The sequence below is a fragment of the Thermobacillus sp. genome, from assembly GCF_003390775.1.
Taxonomy (GTDB): domain Bacteria; phylum Bacillota; class Bacilli; order Paenibacillales; family Paenibacillaceae; genus Thermobacillus; species Thermobacillus xylanilyticus.
The window spans coordinates 64,022-84,436 of the sequence record NZ_QEWA01000030.1 but is presented as its reverse complement, the minus strand read 5'-3'; the positions used below and the strand labels follow the sequence as shown (position 1 = coordinate 84,436).

Annotated in this window: 17 protein-coding genes; 6 read left to right on the top strand and 11 right to left on the bottom strand. The window is 62.0% G+C overall.

Features of this window, described 5'->3' with window-relative positions:
- Window position 1 precedes the first annotated feature (1 nt).
- Window positions 2-574: an NUDIX hydrolase gene (locus C6W55_RS05080; RefSeq protein WP_015254812.1), complete on the bottom strand. Its 573-nt coding sequence runs from the start codon at window positions 572-574 to the stop codon at window positions 2-4.
- Window positions 575-656: 82 nt separating this feature from the next.
- Here C6W55_RS05080 and mciZ point away from each other — a divergent pair, with 82 nt between their 5' ends.
- Window positions 657-800 carry a Z-ring formation inhibitor MciZ gene (mciZ, locus tag C6W55_RS05075; protein ID WP_015254813.1) on the top strand — a complete coding sequence of 48 codons (144 nt, stop codon included), beginning with the start codon at window positions 657-659 and terminating at the stop codon, window positions 798-800.
- A gap of 87 nt (window positions 801-887) precedes the next feature.
- On the opposite strand, the gene C6W55_RS05070 is transcribed toward mciZ, so the two are convergent.
- Together C6W55_RS05070 and C6W55_RS05065 are read right to left on the bottom strand one after the other, a co-directional pair.
- Entirely contained in the window at window positions 888-1,676 is a 789-nt protein-coding gene (locus C6W55_RS05070) for an anti-sigma factor (protein WP_286891759.1), read from the bottom strand.
- Window positions 1,663-2,271 (bottom strand): sigma-70 family RNA polymerase sigma factor, encoded by a 609-nt coding sequence (locus C6W55_RS05065; RefSeq protein ID WP_015254815.1) that lies wholly within the window; start codon window positions 2,269-2,271, stop codon window positions 1,663-1,665. Before C6W55_RS05065 ends, C6W55_RS05070 begins: the two co-directional genes overlap by 14 nt.
- Window positions 2,272-2,448: 177 nt before the next feature.
- On the opposite strand from C6W55_RS05065, the gene C6W55_RS05060 reads away from it, so the two are divergent.
- From C6W55_RS05060 to C6W55_RS05050, 3 genes are read left to right on the top strand one after another with little or no spacing between them, the layout of a single operon-like run.
- Entirely contained in the window at window positions 2,449-3,612 is a 1,164-nt protein-coding gene (locus tag C6W55_RS05060) for a COG1470 family protein (RefSeq protein WP_015254816.1), read from the top strand.
- Window positions 3,613-3,671: 59 nt separating this feature from the next.
- Window positions 3,672-4,586, top strand: coding sequence for an ABC transporter ATP-binding protein (locus tag C6W55_RS05055; RefSeq protein WP_286891773.1), 915 nt, complete (start codon window positions 3,672-3,674; stop codon window positions 4,584-4,586).
- Window positions 4,576-5,619: an ABC transporter permease gene (locus C6W55_RS05050; protein ID WP_015254818.1), complete on the top strand. Its 1,044-nt coding sequence runs from the start codon at window positions 4,576-4,578 to the stop codon at window positions 5,617-5,619. The genes C6W55_RS05055 and C6W55_RS05050 overlap by 11 nt, the downstream gene beginning before the upstream one ends.
- 64 nt (window positions 5,620-5,683) lie before the next feature.
- On the opposite strand, the gene C6W55_RS05045 is transcribed toward C6W55_RS05050, so the two are convergent.
- A complete protein-coding gene (locus tag C6W55_RS05045; RefSeq protein WP_286891758.1) occupies window positions 5,684-6,817 on the bottom strand; it encodes a M20/M25/M40 family metallo-hydrolase in 1,134 nt (377 codons plus the stop codon).
- A 74-nt stretch (window positions 6,818-6,891) separates the two neighbouring features.
- Between C6W55_RS05045 and prli42 the strand changes: the two genes are divergently transcribed.
- Window positions 6,892-6,990 (top strand): stressosome-associated protein Prli42, encoded by a 99-nt coding sequence (gene prli42 / locus C6W55_RS05040; protein ID WP_015254821.1) that lies wholly within the window; start codon window positions 6,892-6,894, stop codon window positions 6,988-6,990.
- Here prli42 and lipB read toward each other — a convergent pair.
- The 5 genes from lipB to lpdA all read right to left on the bottom strand — a co-directional run bounded on the left by lipB (window position 6,952) and on the right by lpdA (window position 12,608).
- The gene (gene lipB, locus C6W55_RS05035) at window positions 6,952-7,668 is read right to left on the bottom strand and encodes a lipoyl(octanoyl) transferase LipB (RefSeq protein WP_286891757.1); all 717 of its coding nucleotides are present in this window, start codon (window positions 7,666-7,668) and stop codon (window positions 6,952-6,954) included. The two genes, prli42 and lipB, sit on opposite strands and share 39 nt — an antisense overlap.
- 10 nt (window positions 7,669-7,678) lie before the next feature.
- Window positions 7,679-8,962: a dihydrolipoamide acetyltransferase family protein gene (locus tag C6W55_RS05030; protein WP_286891772.1), complete on the bottom strand. Its 1,284-nt coding sequence runs from the start codon at window positions 8,960-8,962 to the stop codon at window positions 7,679-7,681.
- Window positions 8,963-9,033: 71 nt separating this feature from the next.
- Window positions 9,034-10,017 (bottom strand): alpha-ketoacid dehydrogenase subunit beta, encoded by a 984-nt coding sequence (locus C6W55_RS05025; RefSeq protein ID WP_286891756.1) that lies wholly within the window; start codon window positions 10,015-10,017, stop codon window positions 9,034-9,036.
- Window position 10,018: 1 nt separating this feature from the next.
- Window positions 10,019-11,044 carry a thiamine pyrophosphate-dependent dehydrogenase E1 component subunit alpha gene (locus C6W55_RS05020; protein WP_286891755.1) on the bottom strand — a complete coding sequence of 342 codons (1,026 nt, stop codon included), beginning with the start codon at window positions 11,042-11,044 and terminating at the stop codon, window positions 10,019-10,021.
- A gap of 139 nt (window positions 11,045-11,183) precedes the next feature.
- Window positions 11,184-12,608: a dihydrolipoyl dehydrogenase gene (lpdA, locus tag C6W55_RS05015; protein ID WP_286891754.1), complete on the bottom strand. Its 1,425-nt coding sequence runs from the start codon at window positions 12,606-12,608 to the stop codon at window positions 11,184-11,186.
- Between the two features lie 173 nt (window positions 12,609-12,781).
- Here lpdA and C6W55_RS05010 point away from each other — a divergent pair, with 173 nt between their 5' ends.
- The gene (locus C6W55_RS05010) at window positions 12,782-13,096 is read left to right on the top strand and encodes a DUF2627 domain-containing protein (RefSeq protein ID WP_213485048.1); all 315 of its coding nucleotides are present in this window, start codon (window positions 12,782-12,784) and stop codon (window positions 13,094-13,096) included.
- Window positions 13,097-13,144: 48 nt separating this feature from the next.
- Here C6W55_RS05010 and C6W55_RS05005 read toward each other — a convergent pair whose 3' ends face one another.
- On the bottom strand, window positions 13,145-13,651 hold the full coding sequence (locus tag C6W55_RS05005; protein WP_286891753.1) for a hypothetical protein: 507 nt from the start codon (window positions 13,649-13,651) through the stop codon (window positions 13,145-13,147).
- A gap of 195 nt (window positions 13,652-13,846) precedes the next feature.
- Window positions 13,847-20,341: an S-layer homology domain-containing protein gene (locus C6W55_RS05000; protein ID WP_286891752.1), complete on the bottom strand. Its 6,495-nt coding sequence runs from the start codon at window positions 20,339-20,341 to the stop codon at window positions 13,847-13,849.
- Window positions 20,342-20,415: the final 74 nt, after the last annotated feature.

Sequence of the window (20,415 nt, the reverse complement as noted above, 5' to 3'; positions counted from 1 at the left end):
GTCAGACGAACGACCCGGTGAGCCGCTTCAGCCGCCACGCCTGCACGGCGATGATCGTCTTCGCGTCGCTGATCCTGCCTTCGCGGATGTAGCTTTGCGCCTGCTCGAACGTGATGGCGTCCACGTTCAGATGTTCGTCCTCGTCCGGCGCGAAGTTTCCGCGCGAGAGGCCGTATGCCGCGTACAAATACAGCCTCTCGTCGGCGAATCCGGGCGAGGTGTAGAAGGCATAAAGCGGCTCGAGCCGCTCCGCCCGCCAGCCGGTCTCCTCCTCGAGCTCGCGCCGCGCCGTCTCCATCGGATCTTCGCCGGGTTCGAGCTTGCCCGCCGGAATCTCAACCTGCATCTTCCCGAGCGGCTTGCGGTACTGTTCGACGACGATCAGCCTGTCGTCGTGCAGCGCGAGCACCGCGGCCGCGCCCGGGTGTCTGACAATCTCGCGCGTCGCCGTCTTCCCGCCGGGAAGTTCCACCGTGTCCACCTGCAGGGAAATCAGCCGGCCCTGAAAGACCGGCTCCGTGCGGACGGTCCGCTCGGGTTCCGGCCGCTCCTTCTCTCCGCTCCTGTCGTTCATTTTTGTTCTCTCCCCTGTGTGATAACTTGTCCGCTCCGCGCATAGGATGGGGCATACCCACCCCGAAACGGAGGTTTGATGAATGAAACAGTACAACGATCCGAACGGCATCCGCCTCGTCGGCAAAGCGTGGGAAATCCGCCACAGGCTCCGCGTGCTGGCGGGCGTGCGGAAAAAGCTGTCCGACTATGTCCGCTCGCATGGCGGCCCGGCCGGCTCGAAGTAAGCGCCGGGGCTTGCTCCGCTTTCCGCGCAGGCCGACCGAAGTGGCGGTGCGCGAATGCCCCGCTTCGCGCGGGACGCCGGGCGCGCTTCACCGCCTTGCGTCGAACAGGACGAGGGCGGCCGGCGTCGATGTCGGCTGCTCGCTTCCGCCTTTCGGCTCGGCGCTGAGCGAAATCATCTCGGCATTCGGCAGAAGAAGCGAACGAACGTGCAGATGGGCGATGCCGTCGACCAGTTTGAGCACGCCGAGGCTGTCCGCGTGCGGTCCCCGAACCGCCCAGGCCTGATAGTCGACCAGATCCGTGTCGGGCAGACCGTACAGATAGAGCAGCGCTTCCTGCGCGTCGCCGCTCAGCCAGATATAGCCCTCGCCCGCCGGTCCGAAGGAATGGACGACCTTGAACTGCGTCGTGTCCGGAGCGGTCAGGACGGTGCCCGCTTCCGGCTCGCGCATCAGCAGGTACTCGCCGGGCGATTCATGCCGCGCGGACGGCGCGAACGGATCCGCGGCCAGCCCCGCGCGATGGAGCAGTCCGGCGGTCAGCAGCACGACGGCGGCCGCCGCGGCCGCGGCGATCACCGGACCCCGCAGCCTGCGGCGCAGACCGATCGCGCGGACCGCCCGTCTGAGCGACCGCCGGCGACGCTCGGGCAGCAGCGGCACGGACGGCGCATCCTGCGGCCGGCCGCCAGGCGCGGGCGCAAGCCGCAGCCACTCCGCCCGGCGTGCGGCGCAATCACCGCATGCGCCGGCATGCGCCTCCATCGCGGCCGCATCCTTCGCATCCAGGAGCCCCAATGCGAAATCCGCCCACTCCCGATCGGTAAATCCGAGCGCGCACCGTTTCAGATCGAAGCCGCCTTCATTTCGCATCATGCCGCGTACCTCCTTCCCCGCCGCTCAGCCAGCCGCGCACGGCCAACTGTTTCCGCAGATTGGCGATGCCGCCGCGTATCCAGGACTTGACCGTGCCGAGCGGCACGTTCCACTCGTCCGCCATCTCCCGCTGCGTCTTCTCCCGGTAATAGGCGGTCGCCAGCGCGCGGCGCTGCTGACTCGGCAGCGCGGCGAACGCTTCCCGGACAGCCGCCTGCTGGAATCGCAGGACGACCGTATCCTCCAGCGCGGACGCAGCGGTCTCCAGACCCGCGATCCGTCCGATGGCCGCGTCCGCCCCTCCGGGAACGGCGCGCCGGGCCCGGCGCAGCCGATCCAGCCCGCGGCTGCGCGTCAGGACGGCCAGCCAGCTCTCGATCGACCCCCGCGAGCGGTCAAAACGTCTGCCGGTCCGCAGCACTTCGAGGAACACATCATGGCAGAGGTCTTCCGCTTCCATCCGGTCATCCATCACCCGGAGGGCGATATGCATGACAAGCGGCGCGTACCGTTCGTAGAAGAGGTCGAATGCCTCGACGGAGCCGGCGCACATCGCTTCCAGCACCGTCGCCATGTCATCTCCCCGTCTGTCCAATCCGCTATCCTCCCCGCCGACAGCATTTTCTGCTTGTTATTTTAGCAGAAGCAGGGATGGGCCGGAAGTTTCGCCGGGCGCCGAAAAAATTGGTTTGAACTCATTAATCCGCGCCCGCCGCTCGTTCGTAATGTAAGCGGAATCGCAATTTTTCAATTCAGAAGGGGGATTGGAAGCATGCTTGCCGCATGCCGCAACATCTGGATCAAGCTTGGGCTTGCCGCCCTGATCGCGGCCGGAGCGGCCGCCTCGTCCGCGGGTCAGGCCGATGCCGCGGAACCGTTTGAACTGTACACAACCTACGTCAACCTGGCCGCGCCGCCCGGGGAGTCGATCACGTACTCGGTTGAAGCGATCAACCGCAGTGATGCGACGAAAGTGTTTCCGATCACACTGGAGACGAACGGCAACAACTGGGAGTACAAAATTACGTCCGGCGGACGCACGGTCCGGGAAATTGCCGTCAAGCCGGACGAGTCGGAATCGTTCAACGTCCAGATCGAAGTACCGCTCGAAGTGAACAAGGGCGAATACCGGTTCACGGTCGTCGCCGGCAATCTGGCCCGGCTCCCGCTCGTCATCAACGTCACCGAGCAGGGCACGTTCGCGTCGGAATGGACGGTGGAGCAGCCGAACATGGAAGGGTACGCCGACGATACCTTCACGTTCTCGACCGAGCTGCGCAACCGGACCGCTGAAGAGCAGACGTATGCGCTGGCCGCGGCGGTGCAGCCGGGCTGGGACGCCCGCTTCTCGGTCAGCGGCGACAGCGTCCGTTCCGTGACGGTGGAGCCGAACGCGACGAAGACGATCTCCGTCCAGATCATTCCGCCGGAGTCGATCGAAGCCGGCACCTATCAGATTCCGATCGCGGCGACGAACAATTCGACGCAGGCCGAAACGACGCTCGAAGTCGTCATCACCGGCACGTACGGCATTGACCTGACGACGGCGGACGAGCGGCTGAACACGAAAATCAAGGCCGGCGGCACGCGCACGGTCGATCTTGTCGTCAAGAACACCGGCACGGCGAAGCTCGAAGACGTCAGCCTGACGTCCAACTCGCCCGTCGATTGGGAAGTGACGTTCGAGCCGTCCAAGATCACGTCCATCGAGCCGGGTCAGACGGCGACCGTTCAAGCCACGATCAAGTCGACGGACAAGGCGCTCGCCGGCGACTATGAAGTGGACATCACCGCCCGCTCGGCGCAGAAGTCGGACACGATCGCGCTGCGCGTCGCGGTGCAGTCATCCGTGCTGTGGGGCTGGATCGGCATTCTGATCGTCATTGCCGTTGCGGGAGGCGTCTACTACCTGTATCGCAAATACGGGAGGCGGTAATCGTGGACGTGCGCAGCGGTGAACGCGAGCCGGTCATCGAACTGAAAGGGCTGACGAAGATGTACGGCGAGCACGCGGCCGTGAACCGTCTCGACCTGACGATCGGCCGCGGCGAAGTGTTCGGCCTGCTCGGGCCGAACGGCGCCGGCAAGACGACGACGATTCTGATGATGCTCGGGCTGACCGAGCCGACTTCCGGATCGGCCCGCGTGCTCGGCCTCGATCCGACCCGCAGCCCGCTGCAGATCAAGCGACGCGTCGGCTACATGCCCGACGATATCGGCTTCTATGAAGACCGGACCGCCATCGACAACCTGATCTATACGGCGCGGCTGAACCGGATTCCGCCGGCGGAAGCCGAAGCCCGCGCGCGCGAGCTGCTCGAACGCGTCGGTCTGGCCGAAGCCGCCGATAAGCGGGTCGGCGCCTTCTCCCGCGGGATGCGCCAACGGCTCGGTCTCGCCGACGTGCTGATCAAGAAGCCCGAGATCATCATTCTCGACGAGCCGACGCTCGGCATCGACCCGGAAGGGGTGCGCGAGCTGCTGGAACTGATCACGCGGCTAAGCCGCGAAGAACGGATTACGGTGCTGCTCTCGTCCCACCATCTGCATCAGGTGCAGCAGGTGTGCGACCGGGTCGGCCTGTTCGTCAAGGGACGGCTGATCGCCTGCGGCGACATCGAGTCACTGTCGAAGCAGCTCGACGAAGACGGCACGATTACGGTCGAGCTCGAGCTCGAAGCGTGGCCAGACGCGCTGGACGAGGCGCTGAACGGACTCGGGGGCGTCGTATCCGTGAGGCGCGGCGAAGGCGGCAAAGCCTCCGTCATCTGCAGCTCGGATCTGACCGCGGACATCGCGCAGGCGGCAATCGGATGCGGCGGGCGGCTCTTGGCCATCAGCCGCCGGAAATACGGGCTGGACGACATCTATCATCGCTATTTCGAAGGAGGGGAAGCCCATGGCGCTTGACGGCAAGGCGATTCTCGGCCGGCTGACGCGCCGCGCGGGACGGCGGGACGGCGCCGAAGACACCGGCGCCAGGGAAGCGCAGGGCGCCGCGATCTCTCCTTTCTGGGTCATCGTGCAGAAGGAATTCGGCGACCATATCCGCAGCTGGCGGTTCACGATTCTGCTCGCCATCATTACGCTGGCGTGCATCGGATCGATCTACTCCGCCGTTTCCGCCATTCGGGGCGGCGCCCTGAAGGACGAGCTGGACTTCCTGTTCCTGCAGATGTTCACGATCTCGGACGGGACGCTGCCGAACTTCATTACGTTCGTCTCGTTCCTCGGCCCGCTGATGGGGATTGCCCTGGGGTTTGACGCCGTCAATTCGGAGCGGAACCGCGGGACGCTCAGCCGGCTCATGTCGCAGCCGATCTACCGGGACGACTTTATTCTGGCGAAGTTTACGGCTTCTCTGCTGCTCGTGACGGTCGTCATCTTCGCCCTGGGCCTTCTCGTCATGGGGCTCGGCCTGTTCACGATCGGCTATCCGCCGACGCCGGAAGAGTTCTGGCGCGTCTTCTTCTTCCTCGTGCTCGCGGTCGTCTACGTCGGGTTCTGGCTCAACCTGTCCATCCTGTTCTCGATCCGGTTCCGCCAGGCCGCGACATCCGCGCTGTCGAGCATCGCGCTGTGGATTTTCTTCACCGTCTTCTACGGGCTGATCCTGAACCTGATCGCGCGCGCGATCGCGCCTTCGTCGGACGCCGCGGTGCAGCGCATCCTGAACTACCAGGAGACGATGCTGTGGCTGAACCGGCTGTCGCCGGCGGAGCTGTTCTCCGAGGCGACGACGACGCTGCTGACGCCGAACGTCCGCACACTCGGACCGTTCACGCTCGAGCAGGTGTATCTCGCGATCAAGAGTCCGCTGCCGCTCGGCCAGAGCCTGCTGCTCATCTGGCCGCATGCGACCGGGCTCATCGCCGCGACGGTCATCTGCTTCGGCATCTCTTACGTCATGTTCATGCGGCAGGAAATCCGTTCGCGCTCGTAAAAGATGCCGCGCGGATACACGAAAGCCGGCCGGGAATGGCTCCCGGCCGGCTTCATTGCACCGTTCATGCTTTCATATCGGCGGCCCGCTTGATGATCTCCACGACAAGCTCCGTCGTCTTCACAAGATCGTCGGCGCGGATGCGCTCCCGCGTCGTGTGGATCTCCTCGTAGCCGACCGCGAGGTTGACGGTCGGCACGCCGTGGCCGTTGAAAATGTTCGCGTCGCTGCCGCCGCCCGAATGGAACGTCCGCGCCTTGCAGCCGATCGCTTCGATCGCCTCGACGGCGAGCTTGACGACCGGATCGGCTTCCGTATAGCGGAACGACGGATACAGAATCTCGCTCTCGAATTCCGCCCGGGCGCCGAATTCCGCCACCGCGCTCTCGAGCGCCTGCCGCATCGCTTCCACCTGCCGGTCCAGCTTCACCCGGTCAATGCTGCGCGCTTCGGCGTCGAGCCTGACGAAATCGCAGACGATGTTCGTTGCGCCGCCGCCTTCGAACCGGCCGATGTTGGCGGTCGTCTCATGGTCGATGCGGCCGAGCGGCATGCGCGAGATCGCCCGCGCGGCCACCTGGATCGCGCTGATGCCGTCCTCGGGGTTGACGCCCGCGTGCGCCGATTTGCCGTGCACCTTCATCGTGATCTTCGCCTGGGTTGGCGCCGCGACGGCGATGTCGCCGATGCTGCCGTTCGAATCGAGCGCGTAGCCGAACGCCGCCTTGAGCCGGCCGCGGTCCATGGCGCGCGCGCCGTTCAGCCCGGCTTCCTCGCCGACCGTGATGACGAACTGGACCGGTCCGTGCGGAATGTTTCGTTCCTTGATCACCCGGATCGCTTCGAGCATCGCCGCAAGGCCCGCCTTGTCGTCGCTGCCCAGAATCGTCGTGCCGTCGCTGCGGATATAGCCGTCATCGTCCAGCCGCGGCTTGATCCCCCGGCCCGGCGCGACGGTGTCCATGTGCGACGTGAAGAAAATGACCGGCGCATCCTCCGCCCCGTCGGCTTCCAGCATCGCGAACAGATTGCCCGCGCCGTGTCCCGTCTTCTCCGCGGCGTCGTCTTCCTCGACGGCAAGACCGAGACCGGCGAACTTCGCTTTGAGCACGCGGCTGATCTCCTGTTCGTGGCCGGTCTCGCTGTCGACGCGGACGAGTTCCATGAACTCGTCAATCAGTCTCTGACGATCAATCATCGCTTTCCTCCCGTCTCGCATATCGGATAAAATAGAATCTGTACAGCCTGGCTGAAAGGAGCGTTCAGCAAACCATGATCAACCGCAAATGGATCCGGATCACCGCCATCGTGATCGTCGCCGCCATGCTGCTCTCAACCGTCGTGGCCGGCATCGGCCTCCTCTTCTATTAAGGGCCCGGCGCTCCTGCCGAATACGCGGCAGAAATGCGGCACGATCTCCCGCGCCGCCCGCTCCGGCGGCATCTCCATCTCCGTCAAATCTTCGAAGCTGGTAACACCGTATTCGCGAATGCCGCACGGGATGATTCCCGCAAAGCCTTCGTTCCCGATGCCGGCGCGCAGGTTGAGCGCGAAGCCGTGGCTCGTAATGAAGCCGCGACGGCTTCGCGCTTTGTTGAATTTGACGCCGATCGCCGCGATTTTCTCTTCCCCGACCCACACGCCGGTGTAGGCTTCCTTGCGGCCGCCTTCAATCCCGTAATCGGCCAGCCAGTCGATGATAACCTGCTCAAGCGCGCGCAGATAGCCGTGCAGGTCGAGCACCGCCGGATTCAGGTAGAGCAGCGGATAGCCGACGAGCTGGCCGGGTCCGTGATAGGTGATGTCGCCGCCGCGGTCGATCTGAAACACGCGGATGCCCCGCGCGTTCAGCTCTTCCTCGCTCAGCAGCAGATGCTCCGGATGCTTCTGCGACCCGATGGTGTAGGTCGGCGGATGCTGGAGCAAGAGCAACGTCTCCGGCCGCTCGCCGCGGTCGATTCCGCGCACGATTTCCTTCTGTCTGTCCCACGCCGCGGCGTAATCGATCATCGGGATGTAGCGGATATCGAGCAGTTGGTTATCGTTCATGGCGAGCCTCTCAATACAATGTGGTCGTCTCGATGCTGTAGCTTTCGAGATTCTCTTTCACCCGCTGCAGGAACCGTCCGCAGATGACGCCGTCGAGGATGCGGTGGTCAAGCGAAAGACACAGGTTCACCATCGAGCGAATCGCGATCATGTCGCCGATGACGACCGGTTTCTTGACGATCGATTCGAACGTGATGAGCGCCGCCTGCGGGTAGTTGATAATCGGCTGCGACAGAATCGAGCCGAACGAGCCGGTGTTGTTGACCGTGAACGTTCCGCCCTGCATGTCGCTGAGCGACAGCCGGCCTTCCCGCGTCTTGCGCGCGAGGTCGTCGATCTCGCGGGCCAGCCCGGCGATGTTCTTCTGGTCGGCGTTCTTGATGACCGGTGTCCAGACGCCGTCCTCCGTGCCGACGGCCAGCGAAATGTTGATGTCGCGCTTGACGATGATTTTGTCGACGGCCCACACCGAATTCATGATCGGATAGTCCTTGATCGCGTTGATGACCGCCTTCAGGAAGAACGCGAGATATGTCAGGTTGATGCCTTCGCGCTTCATGAACTCGTCTTTCAGCTTGTTGCGCAGCGCGACAAGATTCGTCACGTCCGCCTCGATCATCGTCCAGGCGTGCGGAATCTCCGTGACGCTCTGCCGCATCCGGGTCGCGATCGTATGGCGGAGCGGCGACACGTCGATGAAGTATTCGCCGCTGCCCGGCGCCGCCGCCTCGACTTCGATCGCGGGCAGCTTCGGCTCTTCCGACAGATGCAGGCCGCTGGACCGGACCGGCTGGCGCGCCGGATCGGCCGAACGGCTGTCCGCGGGTTTGCCGGATGCGCGGCCGGATTCGATGTAGTTCAACACGTCCTTGCGGGTAATGCGCCCGCCGAGCCCGGTGCCGCGCACCTCGGCCAGATTGACGCCGTGTTCGGCGGCGAGGCGTTGCACCGCCGGCGAATAGCGGCCGCTCATAGACGCCGCGCCTTCATCCCCGTCCGATGCGGCCGCCTGCCGTGCCTGCGGCTGCGCCGCATCTCCCGAATCCGGCGCGGATTCTGCCGGAGCGCCGGCCGACGCCGTCTCGACGAGACAGATCGGTGCGCCTACGTCCACGGTCTCGCCTTCGCCGGCCAATATTTTGACCAGTTTCCCGGTGACGGTCGACGGCAGCTCCGCGTTCACCTTGTCCGTGTTGATCTCGCAGATCGGCTCGTACATGTCGATCCGGTCACCCGGCTGCTTCAGCCAGCGCTCGATCGTCGCCGACACCAGCGATTCCGCCAGCTGCGGCATGACGATTTCCTGAAGACCCTCTCTCACGTTCTCAACTCCTTCTTCCCATCCCGGATTGGACCATAAGGTCATCAATAAAGCGCCAACTGCCGCATCGCATCCCGCAGTTTCTCCCGATTCAGCATGAAATGTTTCTCGCCCGGCGCATGAATCGGCATCGCCGGCACGTCCGGACCGCACAGCCGCATGATCGGCGCGTCCAGCTCGTACAGCAGCTCCTCGGCGATGATCGCCGCCACTTCGGCGCCGACGCCGCCCGTCTTGTTGTCTTCGTGGACGATGAGCACTTTGCCCGTGCGGCGGACCGCTTCGAGGATCGCTTCCTTGTCCAGCGGCTGCAGCGTGCGGAGATCGAGAATGTGGGACGAGATGCCTTCCGCCTCCAGATCCTCGGCCGCCTGCATCGCGAAATGAAGCGGCAGGCTGTATCCGATCACCGTGATGTCATCGCCTTCGCGCAGCACGTTCGCCTTGCCGATCGGCACGATGTAGTCGTCCTCCGGCACTTCGCCGGAGACGAGACGGTAACATTTCTTGTGTTCGAAATAGAGCACCGGGTCCGGATCGCGGACGGCAGCCTTGAGCAGCCCCTTCGCGTCGTAGGCGGTGTACGGTGCGACGATTTTCAGGCCCGGCGTGCCGAAGAAGACCGATTCCACGCTCTGCGAATGGTACAAGCCGCCGAACACGCCGCCGCCGATCGGGGCGCGGATGACGACCGGGCACGTCCAGTCGCTGGCCGAACGGTAGCGGATTTTCGCCGCTTCGCTGATGATCTGGTTCGTCGCAGGGAAAATAAAGTCCGCGTACTGCATCTCGGCGATCGGCTTCAGGCCGTACATGGCGGCGCCGATCGCCGCGCCGGCGATCACCGACTCCGCAAGCGGCGTGTCCAGCACCCGCTCCGGCCCGAACTTCTCGAGCAGTCCTTTCGTCGTTGTGAAGACGCCGCCCTTATAGCCGACGTCCTCGCCGAGCACAAACACATCCTCGTCGCGGGCCATTTCTTCTTCCATGGCCAGCCGGATCGCGTCGATGTAATGCATGACCGCCATGTTACCACCCTCCTTCCGCATCGCCGGCATAGACGTGGTGCATGATCGATTCCGGAGAAGGGTATGGCGCCTTGTCCGCATACTCGGTCGCTTCGTCGAGCATCTGGCGGATGTTCGCGTCGAGCGAACGGTCCAGCTCTTCGTTCCACAGCCCGCAGTCAATCAGGTACTGTCGATAGCGCGGCAGCCCGTCCTTCGCCCGGTGCTCCTCGACTTCTTCCTTCGACCGGTAGGCCAGGTCGTTGTCGGATGTCGAGTGCGGCGACAACCGGTACATCACGGCCTCGATAAGCGTCGGACCTTCGCCGGCGACGGCGCGCTCGCGCGCTTCCTTGACGGCCTTGTACACTTCCAGCGGATCGTTGCCGTCGACCCGGACGCCGGGGAACCCGTAGCCGATCGCCCGATCGCAGATCCGCCCGGCAACCTGCCGCGAAATCGGCACCGAAATGGCGTACTGGTTGTTCTCGCACATGAAAATGACCGGCAGTTTGTTCACGCCCGCAAAGTTGCAGCCCTCATGAAAATCGCCCTGGTTGCTTGAGCCCTCGCCGAACGTCACGAACGACACATAGGGCTGCCGCTTCAGTTTGAGCGCGTATGCGATGCCGACCGCGTGCGGCACCTGGGTCGTCACCGGGCTCGATCCGGTGACGATGCGCAGCCGTTTGCAGCCGAAGTGGCCCGGCATCTGCCGGCCCGCGCTGTTCGGATCTTCTTCCTTCGCGAACAAGGACAACATCAGCTCGCGCAGCGTCATGCCGACCGCCAGCACGAAGCCATAGTCACGGTAGTAGGGAAGAAACCAGTCGTTCTCCCGATCCAGCGCGAAGGCGGCCGCCACCTGCGCGGCTTCCTGTCCGATTCCGGAGATGTGAAAATTGATCTTGCCGGCCCGCTGAAGCAGCAGTGCCCGCTCGTCGTATCGTCTTGCCATCAGCATCGTCGCGTACATCTGCACCGCTTCGTCGTCCGTAAGACCGACCTCGCGGTGGCGGAACGTCCGCTTGGTACCGGTATTGGCCATAAAATGCCTCCTTCTCCCGGCTGCAAGAGAGCCGCCCGTTCGAGGCCAGCTCTTAACACCAGGTACTAAAGGTAAGATGCATCCATTATACCCTGTTTTGCCGAAAAAAGAAATGAACCGATCGCCCCGAACCTTCGAGTCAGAACGACAAGGACACGCCGTCGATCGCCAGCATCGCCTCGCCGAGCATTTCCGACAGCGAAGGGTGCGGATGAACGAGCTGGCCGGCTTCCCATACCGAAGCGTTCAGAAGATCCGCGAGGCCCGCCTCGGACAGCAGTTCCGTCACATGCGGTCCGATCATGTGGACGCCGAGGATGTCGCCGGTCTTCCGGTCGGCGATCACTTTCACGAAGCCGTCCGTCTCGCCGAGCACGATCGCCTTGCCGCTCGCCCGGAACGGAATCCGGCTCGTCTTCACGTCATGGCCGCGGGAAAGCGCCTGGCTCTCCGTCAAGCCGATGGAGGCCACTTCCGGCCGCGAGTAGATGCAGCGCGGAATGCGGTGCGGCTGAAGCGGCTCAGTTTTGAGGCCGGCGATATGTTCGGCCGCGATCACCCCTTCGCGCGCCGCCGCGTGCGCAAGCTGCACGCCGCCGATGACGTCGCCGACCGCATAGATGTGCGGTTCGGCCGTCTGGTACGACGCGTTGACGGCGATAAAGCCGTCCTTGACCGCCACATCGGTCGCTTCCAGGCCGATCCCGTCGACGTTCGCCGTCCGTCCGATGGCGACGAGCATCCGCTCGGCGGACAGCGCGACCGCCCCCTCGCCGGTTTCGATCTTGACCGCCACGCCGTCGTCTTTCCGCTCGAACGTGTCGGTGAGCAGCTTCGCCGAAGTGATCACGCGGACGCCGCGTCTGCGGAGCAGCCGCTCCATCTCGGCGGACACGTCGGCGTCTTCCCCCGGCAGCAGGCGCGATGCCGCTTCGACCAGCGTCACGGCCACGCCGAAGTCGTTCAGCATCGACGCCCATTCGATACCGATGACGCCGCCCCCGACGATCAGCATATCGCGCGGCAGCGTCTCCATGTTCAGCGCATCGTCGCTGCTCAGCACCCGGATCCCGTCAAACTTCAGTCCCGGCAGCTCGCGCGGACGCGAACCGGTCGCGATGATCAGCTGCTGCGGCACGACCGTCTCCATCTCGCCGTTCTCCAGCTCGACCGCGACCGAACCGCTGCGCGGCGAGAAGATCGACGGCCCGATGATTCTCCCCTTCCCGTGGATAACCTCGATGTTGTGCTTTTTCATGAGCGACGTGAGTCCGCGGTAAAGCTGCTCGACGGCGGCGCGCTTCCGCTCCAGGACAGCGTCGTAGCGCAGCTCCGGCTCGCCCTGGACCGCAATGCCGTAGCGGGCGGCTTCCTTCACCGTATGGAACACTTCCGCGCTGCGCAGCAGCGACTTGCTCGGAATGCAGCCCCGGTTCAAACAGACGCCGCCAAGCCGGTCCTGCTCGATAATGACCGCTTTCTTGCCGAGCTGGGCGGCCCGGATTGCGGCTGTATAACCGCCGGGTCCTCCGCCGAGTACCGCAACGTCCGCATGTATCGTCATGTGCATTCTCCTCTTCCCGGTCTTGGGTGTTGATCCGTACTCTACTATTTTACCTTTCCCGCGCGTCATATAACAGACCTGTCCCCGCGTTGGACAGCGAATACGCTTTCGCGGTATGATATAATGTGCTGGGATTTGCGTCGCACGCTGGACAACGGAAGGATGGTAAAAACATGAGATTGGTGCTCTCGCGTTTTCTCGCCGTGCTGCTGCTTGTCATTCCCGGCATCGGGGCGGCTTACGGCTTTCTGCAGATCAAGAACACCCTGTTCGATTATTTCGCTGCCTTCGGGCCCGACGACCCGGCTCCGGTCTTCAACTGGCTTCGGTTTATTATCGGCCTCATCCTGTTCCTTGGCGGCGTCGGCTTCATCGGCGGCTGGATTTTCTTCCGCGACCGGAAGCGCAACTATGTCGCGCCGCGCTTCCGGAAGAAGCGTCCCCGACCGCCGAAGCCTGTCCGGCTGCCGGACAACGAGCAAACATGACAGAAACGCCGCATCCGGGCTTGCATCCCGATGCGGCGTTTGTCATGGCTATGCAAGCAATCCGCGCCATAACGCGGTCGACCATCCGTGTTCATGCCGCAGCTCGAACGTCGCTTCTGCGCGGCTGAACCGGGTCTTGTCCATCCACGTGAAATCGACAATGCTCCGGCTGACCGTCGCATCCAGCACGACTTTGCCGTCACGGACGAACACCAGTTTCTGGAGAGAGTCGTCGTCGACCGGGTGCCGGCCGATCGGCGTGCGGCGGATCAGGTAATCGGCATAGGATTCGTACCAGGCTCTCCCGACCTGCTCCTCCATCTCACGCCAGGTCGTGTATGGACCGAAGATGTACAGGGTATCCCATTCGAAATCCGCCGCCTCCGCCATCCCGAACTGATCCGCCGTCAGCGCGATAACCGAAAGCTCGCGAATGAACCGGCTGTCGTCGTCATACATCGTCTTGGCCCGCGTGTATTCGCCAAGCGACGCCACAACCGGAATGGCAAGCAGCACGATTGCCGCTGCGATGGTATAAACCGCAATTCTTCTCATTTCAAACCCTCGTTTCCGATCCTCATTCGAATCAGACGAGGGCGGCGCGGGAAAAGTTGCAAGCCGGGCCAGCCCCACAGGCTCCTTAGAGCCTATCCGAAAACCCTTATGACGCCCATGCTGGACGTACTACCACGAAGACGCACTTGCCCGATCGGGCAAGTGCGTCTCAATGTTCCGGGATCGATCCGATCCTCAGGAATAAATCTTCATGTAGATCCTGTACAGGAACATCGCGGTTTCCGCCCGGGTCGTTTGCGCACGGGGATTCAGATACCCGCCGCTTCCGACAATGAGGCCTTCCTGAATCAGCGCGGACAGGCTAGATGCCGCATAATCGGCGATGCGCGCCTTGTCCCGGAAACGCTCCAGCACGGCCGTATCCCCTGCAGCCGACAGGTTCAACGCGCGCGCCGCCATCACCATCATATCCTGACGCGTGATCGGCGACTCCGGATCAAACCGGTTATCGCCGCTGCCCCGGACAATGCCCAGCTGCTTCGCAATGCCCACGGCTTCCGCATAATAGGCCTCCTGCGGAACATCCGCGAAACCCGCCCCGGGTTGCCCGGGTTTGCCCGCAAGTCCCAGCGTCCGGACCAGCATCGTGACAAATTCCGCGCGGGTCACCGGCCTGCCGGGCGCAAACATGCCGCCGCCGACTCCATTCACGATGCCTTTGGACGCCAGCACTTCCACGGCATGTCGCGCCCATTCCGCACCGGCCAAATCATCGAACGTCCTTTCGACATAGACGACGGCAAAATGGCTGAAATGGGTCGTGGAGAAGCGGACTGCGCCGGCGGCGTGATCATACCGGCCGCTAGGTACGGCGACGGGAGTGCCGCTGCCGTCCACGTACCATACCGTCAGCTTGTCGGGATTCCGCATTTCCTCATCCGTCGGGGTGTAAGGAACAGTGACGATAACCGGAGCGTCCGGATTGTTCCATTCCAGCTTCACCCCGTCCAGCAACACTTCCAGTTGTATGACAGGCCTGTCGCCCACCGCCGTCTTCACATCATCCGGCAGGTCGGACGGATCGGCCCGGCGGATTATGATGGCGGCTTCCCGATCCGTGGAACCAGGCAGTTCGGACAGCATGTTGCCCGGGATCATGATGCTTCCGAGTTCCGTCTCGAGTTTCAGGATGCCCGTGCCATGGGCGCCGGACAACGAATCCATCGGCAGAGTCACGGCATACGCGTCCGCATCGGGTACGGCCGGCACGGTCAACACCGTTATACCCGGATTGGAAAACACCGTTTCGGACAGATCGTCCAATCGCACGATCGCCTCGTTCGCTTCCACCCGCATCTCGAGCGCCGTCTCTTCCAACCCCTCCGCCGCAATGATTGCAACCGGCTTGGACGGCTCGCTCGCGGCCGGCGGATTGTTCACGACGGGCGGGTTATTGGCGTTTCCGCCGCCATTCCCCGACCCGGATCCGGGATTCTCTCCGGATTCTTCGCCGGGCTCTTCCGTCGGCGGTTCGATGACGGTCGAGCCGTCTTCCTCATTGGCGTTTCCGCCGCCATTCCCCGGCCCGGATCCGGGATCCTCTCCGGGTTCTTCGCCGGGCTCTTCCGTCGGCGGTTCGATGACGGTCGAGCCGTCTTCCACGTAGGTGCCGAAAAACTCCACCTCCGACAGATTCCCGAACCAGACGCTGTCGTTGATAATCCGGATATAGCGGAAATATCGGTTGTCGGTTACGATCAGTCCCTGCCAATCCCACAAGAGTTTCGTGCGGGAATCGGTGATGGTGACAAAGTTCTTCCCGTCATTCGATCCCTGGACATAGACGCCGATCATCCGGCTGGCGTGATTGGTGGTCATGCGGGGCGCGACTTCCACGCTCGTCAACGATACGGCGCCCTCGCCAAAATCGAAGAGATAATACACACCACCACCGGCACTTTTCTCGTTCCGGACATCGACGAAGGTGGTCGTGTTGCGGTCGAACAGACGCGGACCGATTTCGGCGCCGTTGTCCGTTGGCCGGTTGAAGCTGACCGTCGCCTTGCTCATGATATCGTCTATGCGTCGGGAAACATCCGATATCAGCACCGAACTGCCGTCGGTCGTATCGGTCAACACCGCTCCTTCCGTCTCCACATTGTTGTTCTTGGCATCCAGATAGCGGTAAGTGATTTCGATGGAAGCTTTCCTGCTGGCATTGCGCCGGGCAGCTTCTTCATCCAATACGACTTCGGCGACGTAATTCAGGTCATCCACCCGGGTGACAAGCGCATCCATGCCTGCAAGCTTGACGTTCAGCTGCGTCAGCGGCTGCTTGGTCTTGATTTCCAGCCACAGCTTGTTTCCCGCAACCGCCTTTTTGACCGGCACCTGCATGCTGTTGGCGGCGTCGCTGCCTTGCATGTGCTGGGTCAGCGGAGTCGCGTCCGTATGGATGGATACATGGGAAATTCTCGTCGGAATTTCGATGCGTTCGCCGTAAATCCGGAACTCGCCCACACTCAGAATGGTATTCTTGCGGGCATAGTAGTCGGTGGATTCCAGCGTCGAAACCTTGAAGAAGCGATAGGCTTCACCGAGCCGTTCTTCTCTTACGCTCAATTGCTGCATTTTGTTTTCGTACGCGGCTTCGTCCGTCAGCCGAACCCAATTGTCGCCGTCGTTGGAGCCGAAGATGATCGCGCCGGACATGCGCTCAGGCCAGATGTTGCGAGGCTGCAGCGCGAACGCGGTCGGAGCGACCCGGAAATTCGGCCCGAAATCCATCGTGAAATATTTGGCCGTCAAATCGCCGGAGAAGGTGACCGGGTTGTTGTCGACCAGATAGGAGTCAAAACCGGGCTGCAGCGACGTGCTGACCGAGCTGCGGGTGAAGTCCAGGCTGCCGTCAGGCAGCAGCGGATTCAGAAGCTTCAGGTCCGCGACCGCTTTCGTCAGTTCGTCCAGCGCCGCATAGAAATCGCTATCCGAAGCGGAATCCAGCATGCCGAGCACCTGGTCATAAAAATGTTCGAACGACTCCAACGAATCCGACTCGTATGCCTTGTCCGGCCGGTAAGGCGCGATCACGTTCGCGATGGCAGCCATGCGGTCGGCCGCCACATGAACCGTCAGCTTCAAGGTCGATACGGATACGCCGTCGGATGCAACGATCAGACTTTGATAGGTGCCGGCTTCCGCCTCCGTGGGCGACCAGGAAAATGCGCCGGTTGCCGGATTCAGCGCCGCTCCGGGAAGCGCGTCTCCCTGCAGCTCATAGCTCACCGTATCCGAGTTGTTCGGATCTGTCGCCGAGAAATCATAATTTACGGTACTGCCCGCGAACAGGGACAGCGTCAATCCGGGACCTTCGATCTTATTGAACACAGGCGGAGTCAGCGTATTGTCGGCCTTGATGTCCATATAGTCAATGTCCACTGTGCTCCCGTCACCCACAACATTGACGTACATCAGGAAGGTCCTGTTTGGGAACTGGCCGTACGACACGGAATTTTTCCCCATGTCGAACGTGATGAATCTCCATTCGCCACCGGTATCCGGGAGCTCCAGTGTGCGGAACGGCGCCGAGTCCTTGTCCTTCTTCAATTCCAGCAACGCCCGTCCGTTGGTTCGGAACTTGAGCGCGACATTCGAGGTGTTATTCCGGTTGATGAAGAAGATCCGGTATGCCGCGAACAGGGTCTGATTGTCGCTGGCGATCGCACGGATATAGCGGACATCGCCTTCGGACTCCGTCCAAATCAGATCCGCGCTTTCCTTCACCTCGTTGGACCCGTCGATAATGCTGTAAGCTTCATCAAGCTGCAGGATGTAACGCTGCTCCTGGGGAACGCTCGGTTTCACCCTGCGCGCGATCGAATCCGCCGGTTCCTGCGCGACTTCCGCCGGGATATAGACCCACCATTCCGCCCCCGTCTCCATCCTGGCGACGTCGGCGCTCGAACCGTCGCCGGAGAAATAATGGTTCGGCTCAACCCGCGTCCGGAATGCCTTGACGAAGTACGGAGCCTTCTGCTCCAGCTCCTCTTCCGTATATCCCAACTTGTAGCGGTACACGTAGTAGAGATCCCATCCGCCAAGACCCAAATAGTGGAATCGTCCTCTGTATTCGTCCGACGGAATCATGTAGATTTTCTCTTTGGCCGTTTCGGATGCCGCCGTGGCTTTTACCGGCGTCCAGACGATATCGTAGCCCAGCGCGTTTTTCGCGTAGTAATCGGCCCCCTTCAAAATGCGGTCGTTCAGGAACTCGTAGATCGATACGCCGTTCCCGTCTTCCGCTATCGTCCCGGTAACCGGATCCACTTTGGTCCCCTGGGCATCCACCAATCTGGCAAGATTGATGAAATTGACGACGTCTCCTTCGCCATGGGCCAGGTCGCGCCCCATTTCCACGTGCTGGACATGGGGTTCAACCGGATCGCCGGTATCGTCGTTCTGCGTCATTTCCCGGAAGAGCCAGTAGATGGAGCCCGTCATGTACGGATCCGGCGCCGATGCGTTGACCGTCAGCCATTCGACCGCTTTGGCGTAATTTTCCTTGTCATCGGTGAAGATGTAAGCTGCGATCGATCCGTACAGCGGGTAGTTGTGCTGATTCATGAACTTGTCGTTGAAGTCCAGGAATGTCCGGACCGTCGGATTCACTACATGCCGGACGAACGTCTCCGTATCCTCTTCCGTCCATCTCAGCTCCTCGGACGAAGTGGTGTACCGGAGAATTTCCGCCGCCGCGATCATGTAATAGAGCGGAATGCCGTTATGGATGTGGGCGTCCGTATAGTATTGATACTTGTCCGGGTCCATCTGCCCCCAGATCCGGAGAATGCGCAGTGCGTTGGCGCGGTACGTCTCATCGCCGGTAATGAAGTACAGCAGCGCTTGCGTGAACGCCCGCTGGCCGTCATTCAACGCCATATCTCTCACGTTTCTGGCGTTGTAGGCGTCCTGTCTGATGTTTACCCCGTCCAGGGAGTTGGACATGGAGAAATTCTTGCTCGCAAACGAAGTCTCCAGCATGGCCTGGTAATAGCTGTACCATGGCTCCTGTTGGTTCAGGATCTGTGTCCGGAGATTCTCCAGCACTTCCTTGGTCAGACCGGCAACGCCGGGATGAATGAATCCTTCCGGGCTGATGGTTTCCAGCACCCGCACCTCTACCTTCAATCCGTTGATGGCGGCGGTCAGAGCCGCGGTCAACGCATCCAACTCCTCCTGGGTGATCGAGCCTCCGTCCAGTTCATCCAGAGCAGCCTGCGCTTCTGCGAGCGCTTGCAAGAGCGCCTGCCAGGTATCGTCGGAATAAGATTGCTGTCCTTTGTCGACGATCGCCTGCGCGGCATTGACCTGAATCTGCAGGTCGTCGGGATACAAGTCGCCGGCCTGCCGGAACTTTCCGTAAAACTTGATTTCGGACATATTCAGGTACCATCTGTTGTCGTTCGTAATTTTCAGATAGCGATACGATAAGGGATCGGTGATGGTCAACGTCTGCCAGTCGGCCGAGGCGGCCGCTTTGCCGCTCACCTGGATCCAGGTTTCGCCGTCATGGGATCCTTGCAGATAGGCGCCGGCGATTCTCGTGACCTGGTCCGGCCGCGCCAGCAGGTAAACCCGGTCCAGAGAAACCGCGTTGCCTTCCCCCATGTCGATGACGAGAGAGGCATACCCGTCATTGTTCGGGCCGTTCCAGTTGGCATAGGTGCTCGCATCGCGGTCCATGATCCTAGAGGCGAAGTCTCCGGCCTGAGACGAGCCGAAGTTGATGCTCCCGTTCGCTGTCGGAATGCCGAAGGCGGCGGCCAGCGTCAGCAGATCCAGATGATCGTCTGGCTCCTCCACGGTCACGCTGCTTCCGTCCGTGGAAGCGAAGGCCGTTCTTCCGTAATTCCCAGTCGTGTCCGTATAGGCGACGGCAAACGCTACCGGTTTCGGAAAATCATACGGACTGACCGTAAAGCTCGCCGTCCAGTGAATCTGGTCCTCGCTTTGGGCGGCATACGTTTTCCCGTTGACATACAGCTTCACATTGGCGATCGGTTCGGTCGAGGTGAACGATACGGTCACGGTATCGCCGGCAAGCGCTTTCGACGGATCGTCGGGATGATCGGAGAAAATGGCTACATCGCCAAGCAGGTTTTCCGGCTCAACCAATTCTCCGGAAATCCGGAGTTCCCCGATGTTGAAAATGTTGTTGCTGCCATCCCCCATGATTCGCAGGAACCGGTAAGGAACAGCCTGGTCTTCGAGCAAGATATCCAACGTCTGCATATCCGTTACGCTGCCGGACGCCCTGGAGACGGTAATTTCCTTCCAGACCGTCCCGTCCAGGGAGCCAAGCACCCGCCCGTTGCTCATGCGCGCAGCAAAATTGGCGCGGGCCTGCATACTCACCTGCGACACCTTCACGCCGTTGCCCACGCCGAAATCAAGCGTAAAATAACTGTTCGGCGTATAGAAGTCGCCGGGATGGGTGGCGGTGTCGTCGTCATTCAGTTTCGAGAGATCCACCGGAGAAAACGTTGTGCTGTTCTGGCCGAAGATGCCGGTCGCGGTCGCAAGCGACGGATAATCGAGGGTTCCGTCCGCGGGAGCCGGCGTCGCTTGCGCCGGTAATGGCGCGCACGACAAGACCATGATCGCCGACAGCCATGCAGCCACCCACCGGCGGAACCGGGAAACGCCTGCCGGTCGCAATACCCCTGCCATGCTCATCAACTCCTTTTGCGATATTGACTTGCGCAGTCGATTCGAATATAACAGGAAGCTTGCAGGGGTTGAAT

Bases quoted from the DNA above. Each gene is read 5' to 3' on its own strand.
- C6W55_RS05005 (WP_286891753.1), bottom strand. From the start codon at position 13,651: ATGAGAAGAATTGCGGTTTATACCATCGCAGCGGCAATCGTGCTGCTT.
- prli42 (WP_015254821.1), top strand. From the start codon at position 6,892: ATGATCAACCGCAAATGGATCCGGATCACCGCCATCGTGATCGTCGCC.
- mciZ (WP_015254813.1), top strand. From the start codon at position 657: ATGAAACAGTACAACGATCCGAACGGCATCCGCCTCGTCGGCAAAGCG.
- C6W55_RS05070 (WP_286891759.1), bottom strand. From the start codon at position 1,676: ATGATGCGAAATGAAGGCGGCTTCGATCTGAAACGGTGCGCGCTCGGA.
- C6W55_RS05055 (WP_286891773.1), top strand. From the start codon at position 3,672: ATGTACGGCGAGCACGCGGCCGTGAACCGTCTCGACCTGACGATCGGC.
- C6W55_RS05050 (WP_015254818.1), top strand. From the start codon at position 4,576: ATGGCGCTTGACGGCAAGGCGATTCTCGGCCGGCTGACGCGCCGCGCG.
- C6W55_RS05060 (WP_015254816.1), top strand. From the start codon at position 2,449: ATGCTTGCCGCATGCCGCAACATCTGGATCAAGCTTGGGCTTGCCGCC.
- lipB (WP_286891757.1), bottom strand. From the start codon at position 7,668: ATGAACGATAACCAACTGCTCGATATCCGCTACATCCCGATGATCGAT.
- C6W55_RS05045 (WP_286891758.1), bottom strand. From the start codon at position 6,817: ATGATTGATCGTCAGAGACTGATTGACGAGTTCATGGAACTCGTCCGC.
- C6W55_RS05025 (WP_286891756.1), bottom strand. From the start codon at position 10,017: ATGGCGGTCATGCATTACATCGACGCGATCCGGCTGGCCATGGAAGAA.
- C6W55_RS05030 (WP_286891772.1), bottom strand. From the start codon at position 8,962: ATGCCGCAGCTGGCGGAATCGCTGGTGTCGGCGACGATCGAGCGCTGG.
- C6W55_RS05000 (WP_286891752.1), bottom strand. From the start codon at position 20,341: ATGGCAGGGGTATTGCGACCGGCAGGCGTTTCCCGGTTCCGCCGGTGG.
- C6W55_RS05010 (WP_213485048.1), top strand. From the start codon at position 12,782: ATGAGATTGGTGCTCTCGCGTTTTCTCGCCGTGCTGCTGCTTGTCATT.
- C6W55_RS05080 (WP_015254812.1), bottom strand. From the start codon at position 574: ATGAACGACAGGAGCGGAGAGAAGGAGCGGCCGGAACCCGAGCGGACC.
- lpdA (WP_286891754.1), bottom strand. From the start codon at position 12,608: ATGACGATACATGCGGACGTTGCGGTACTCGGCGGAGGACCCGGCGGT.
- C6W55_RS05020 (WP_286891755.1), bottom strand. From the start codon at position 11,044: ATGGCCAATACCGGTACCAAGCGGACGTTCCGCCACCGCGAGGTCGGT.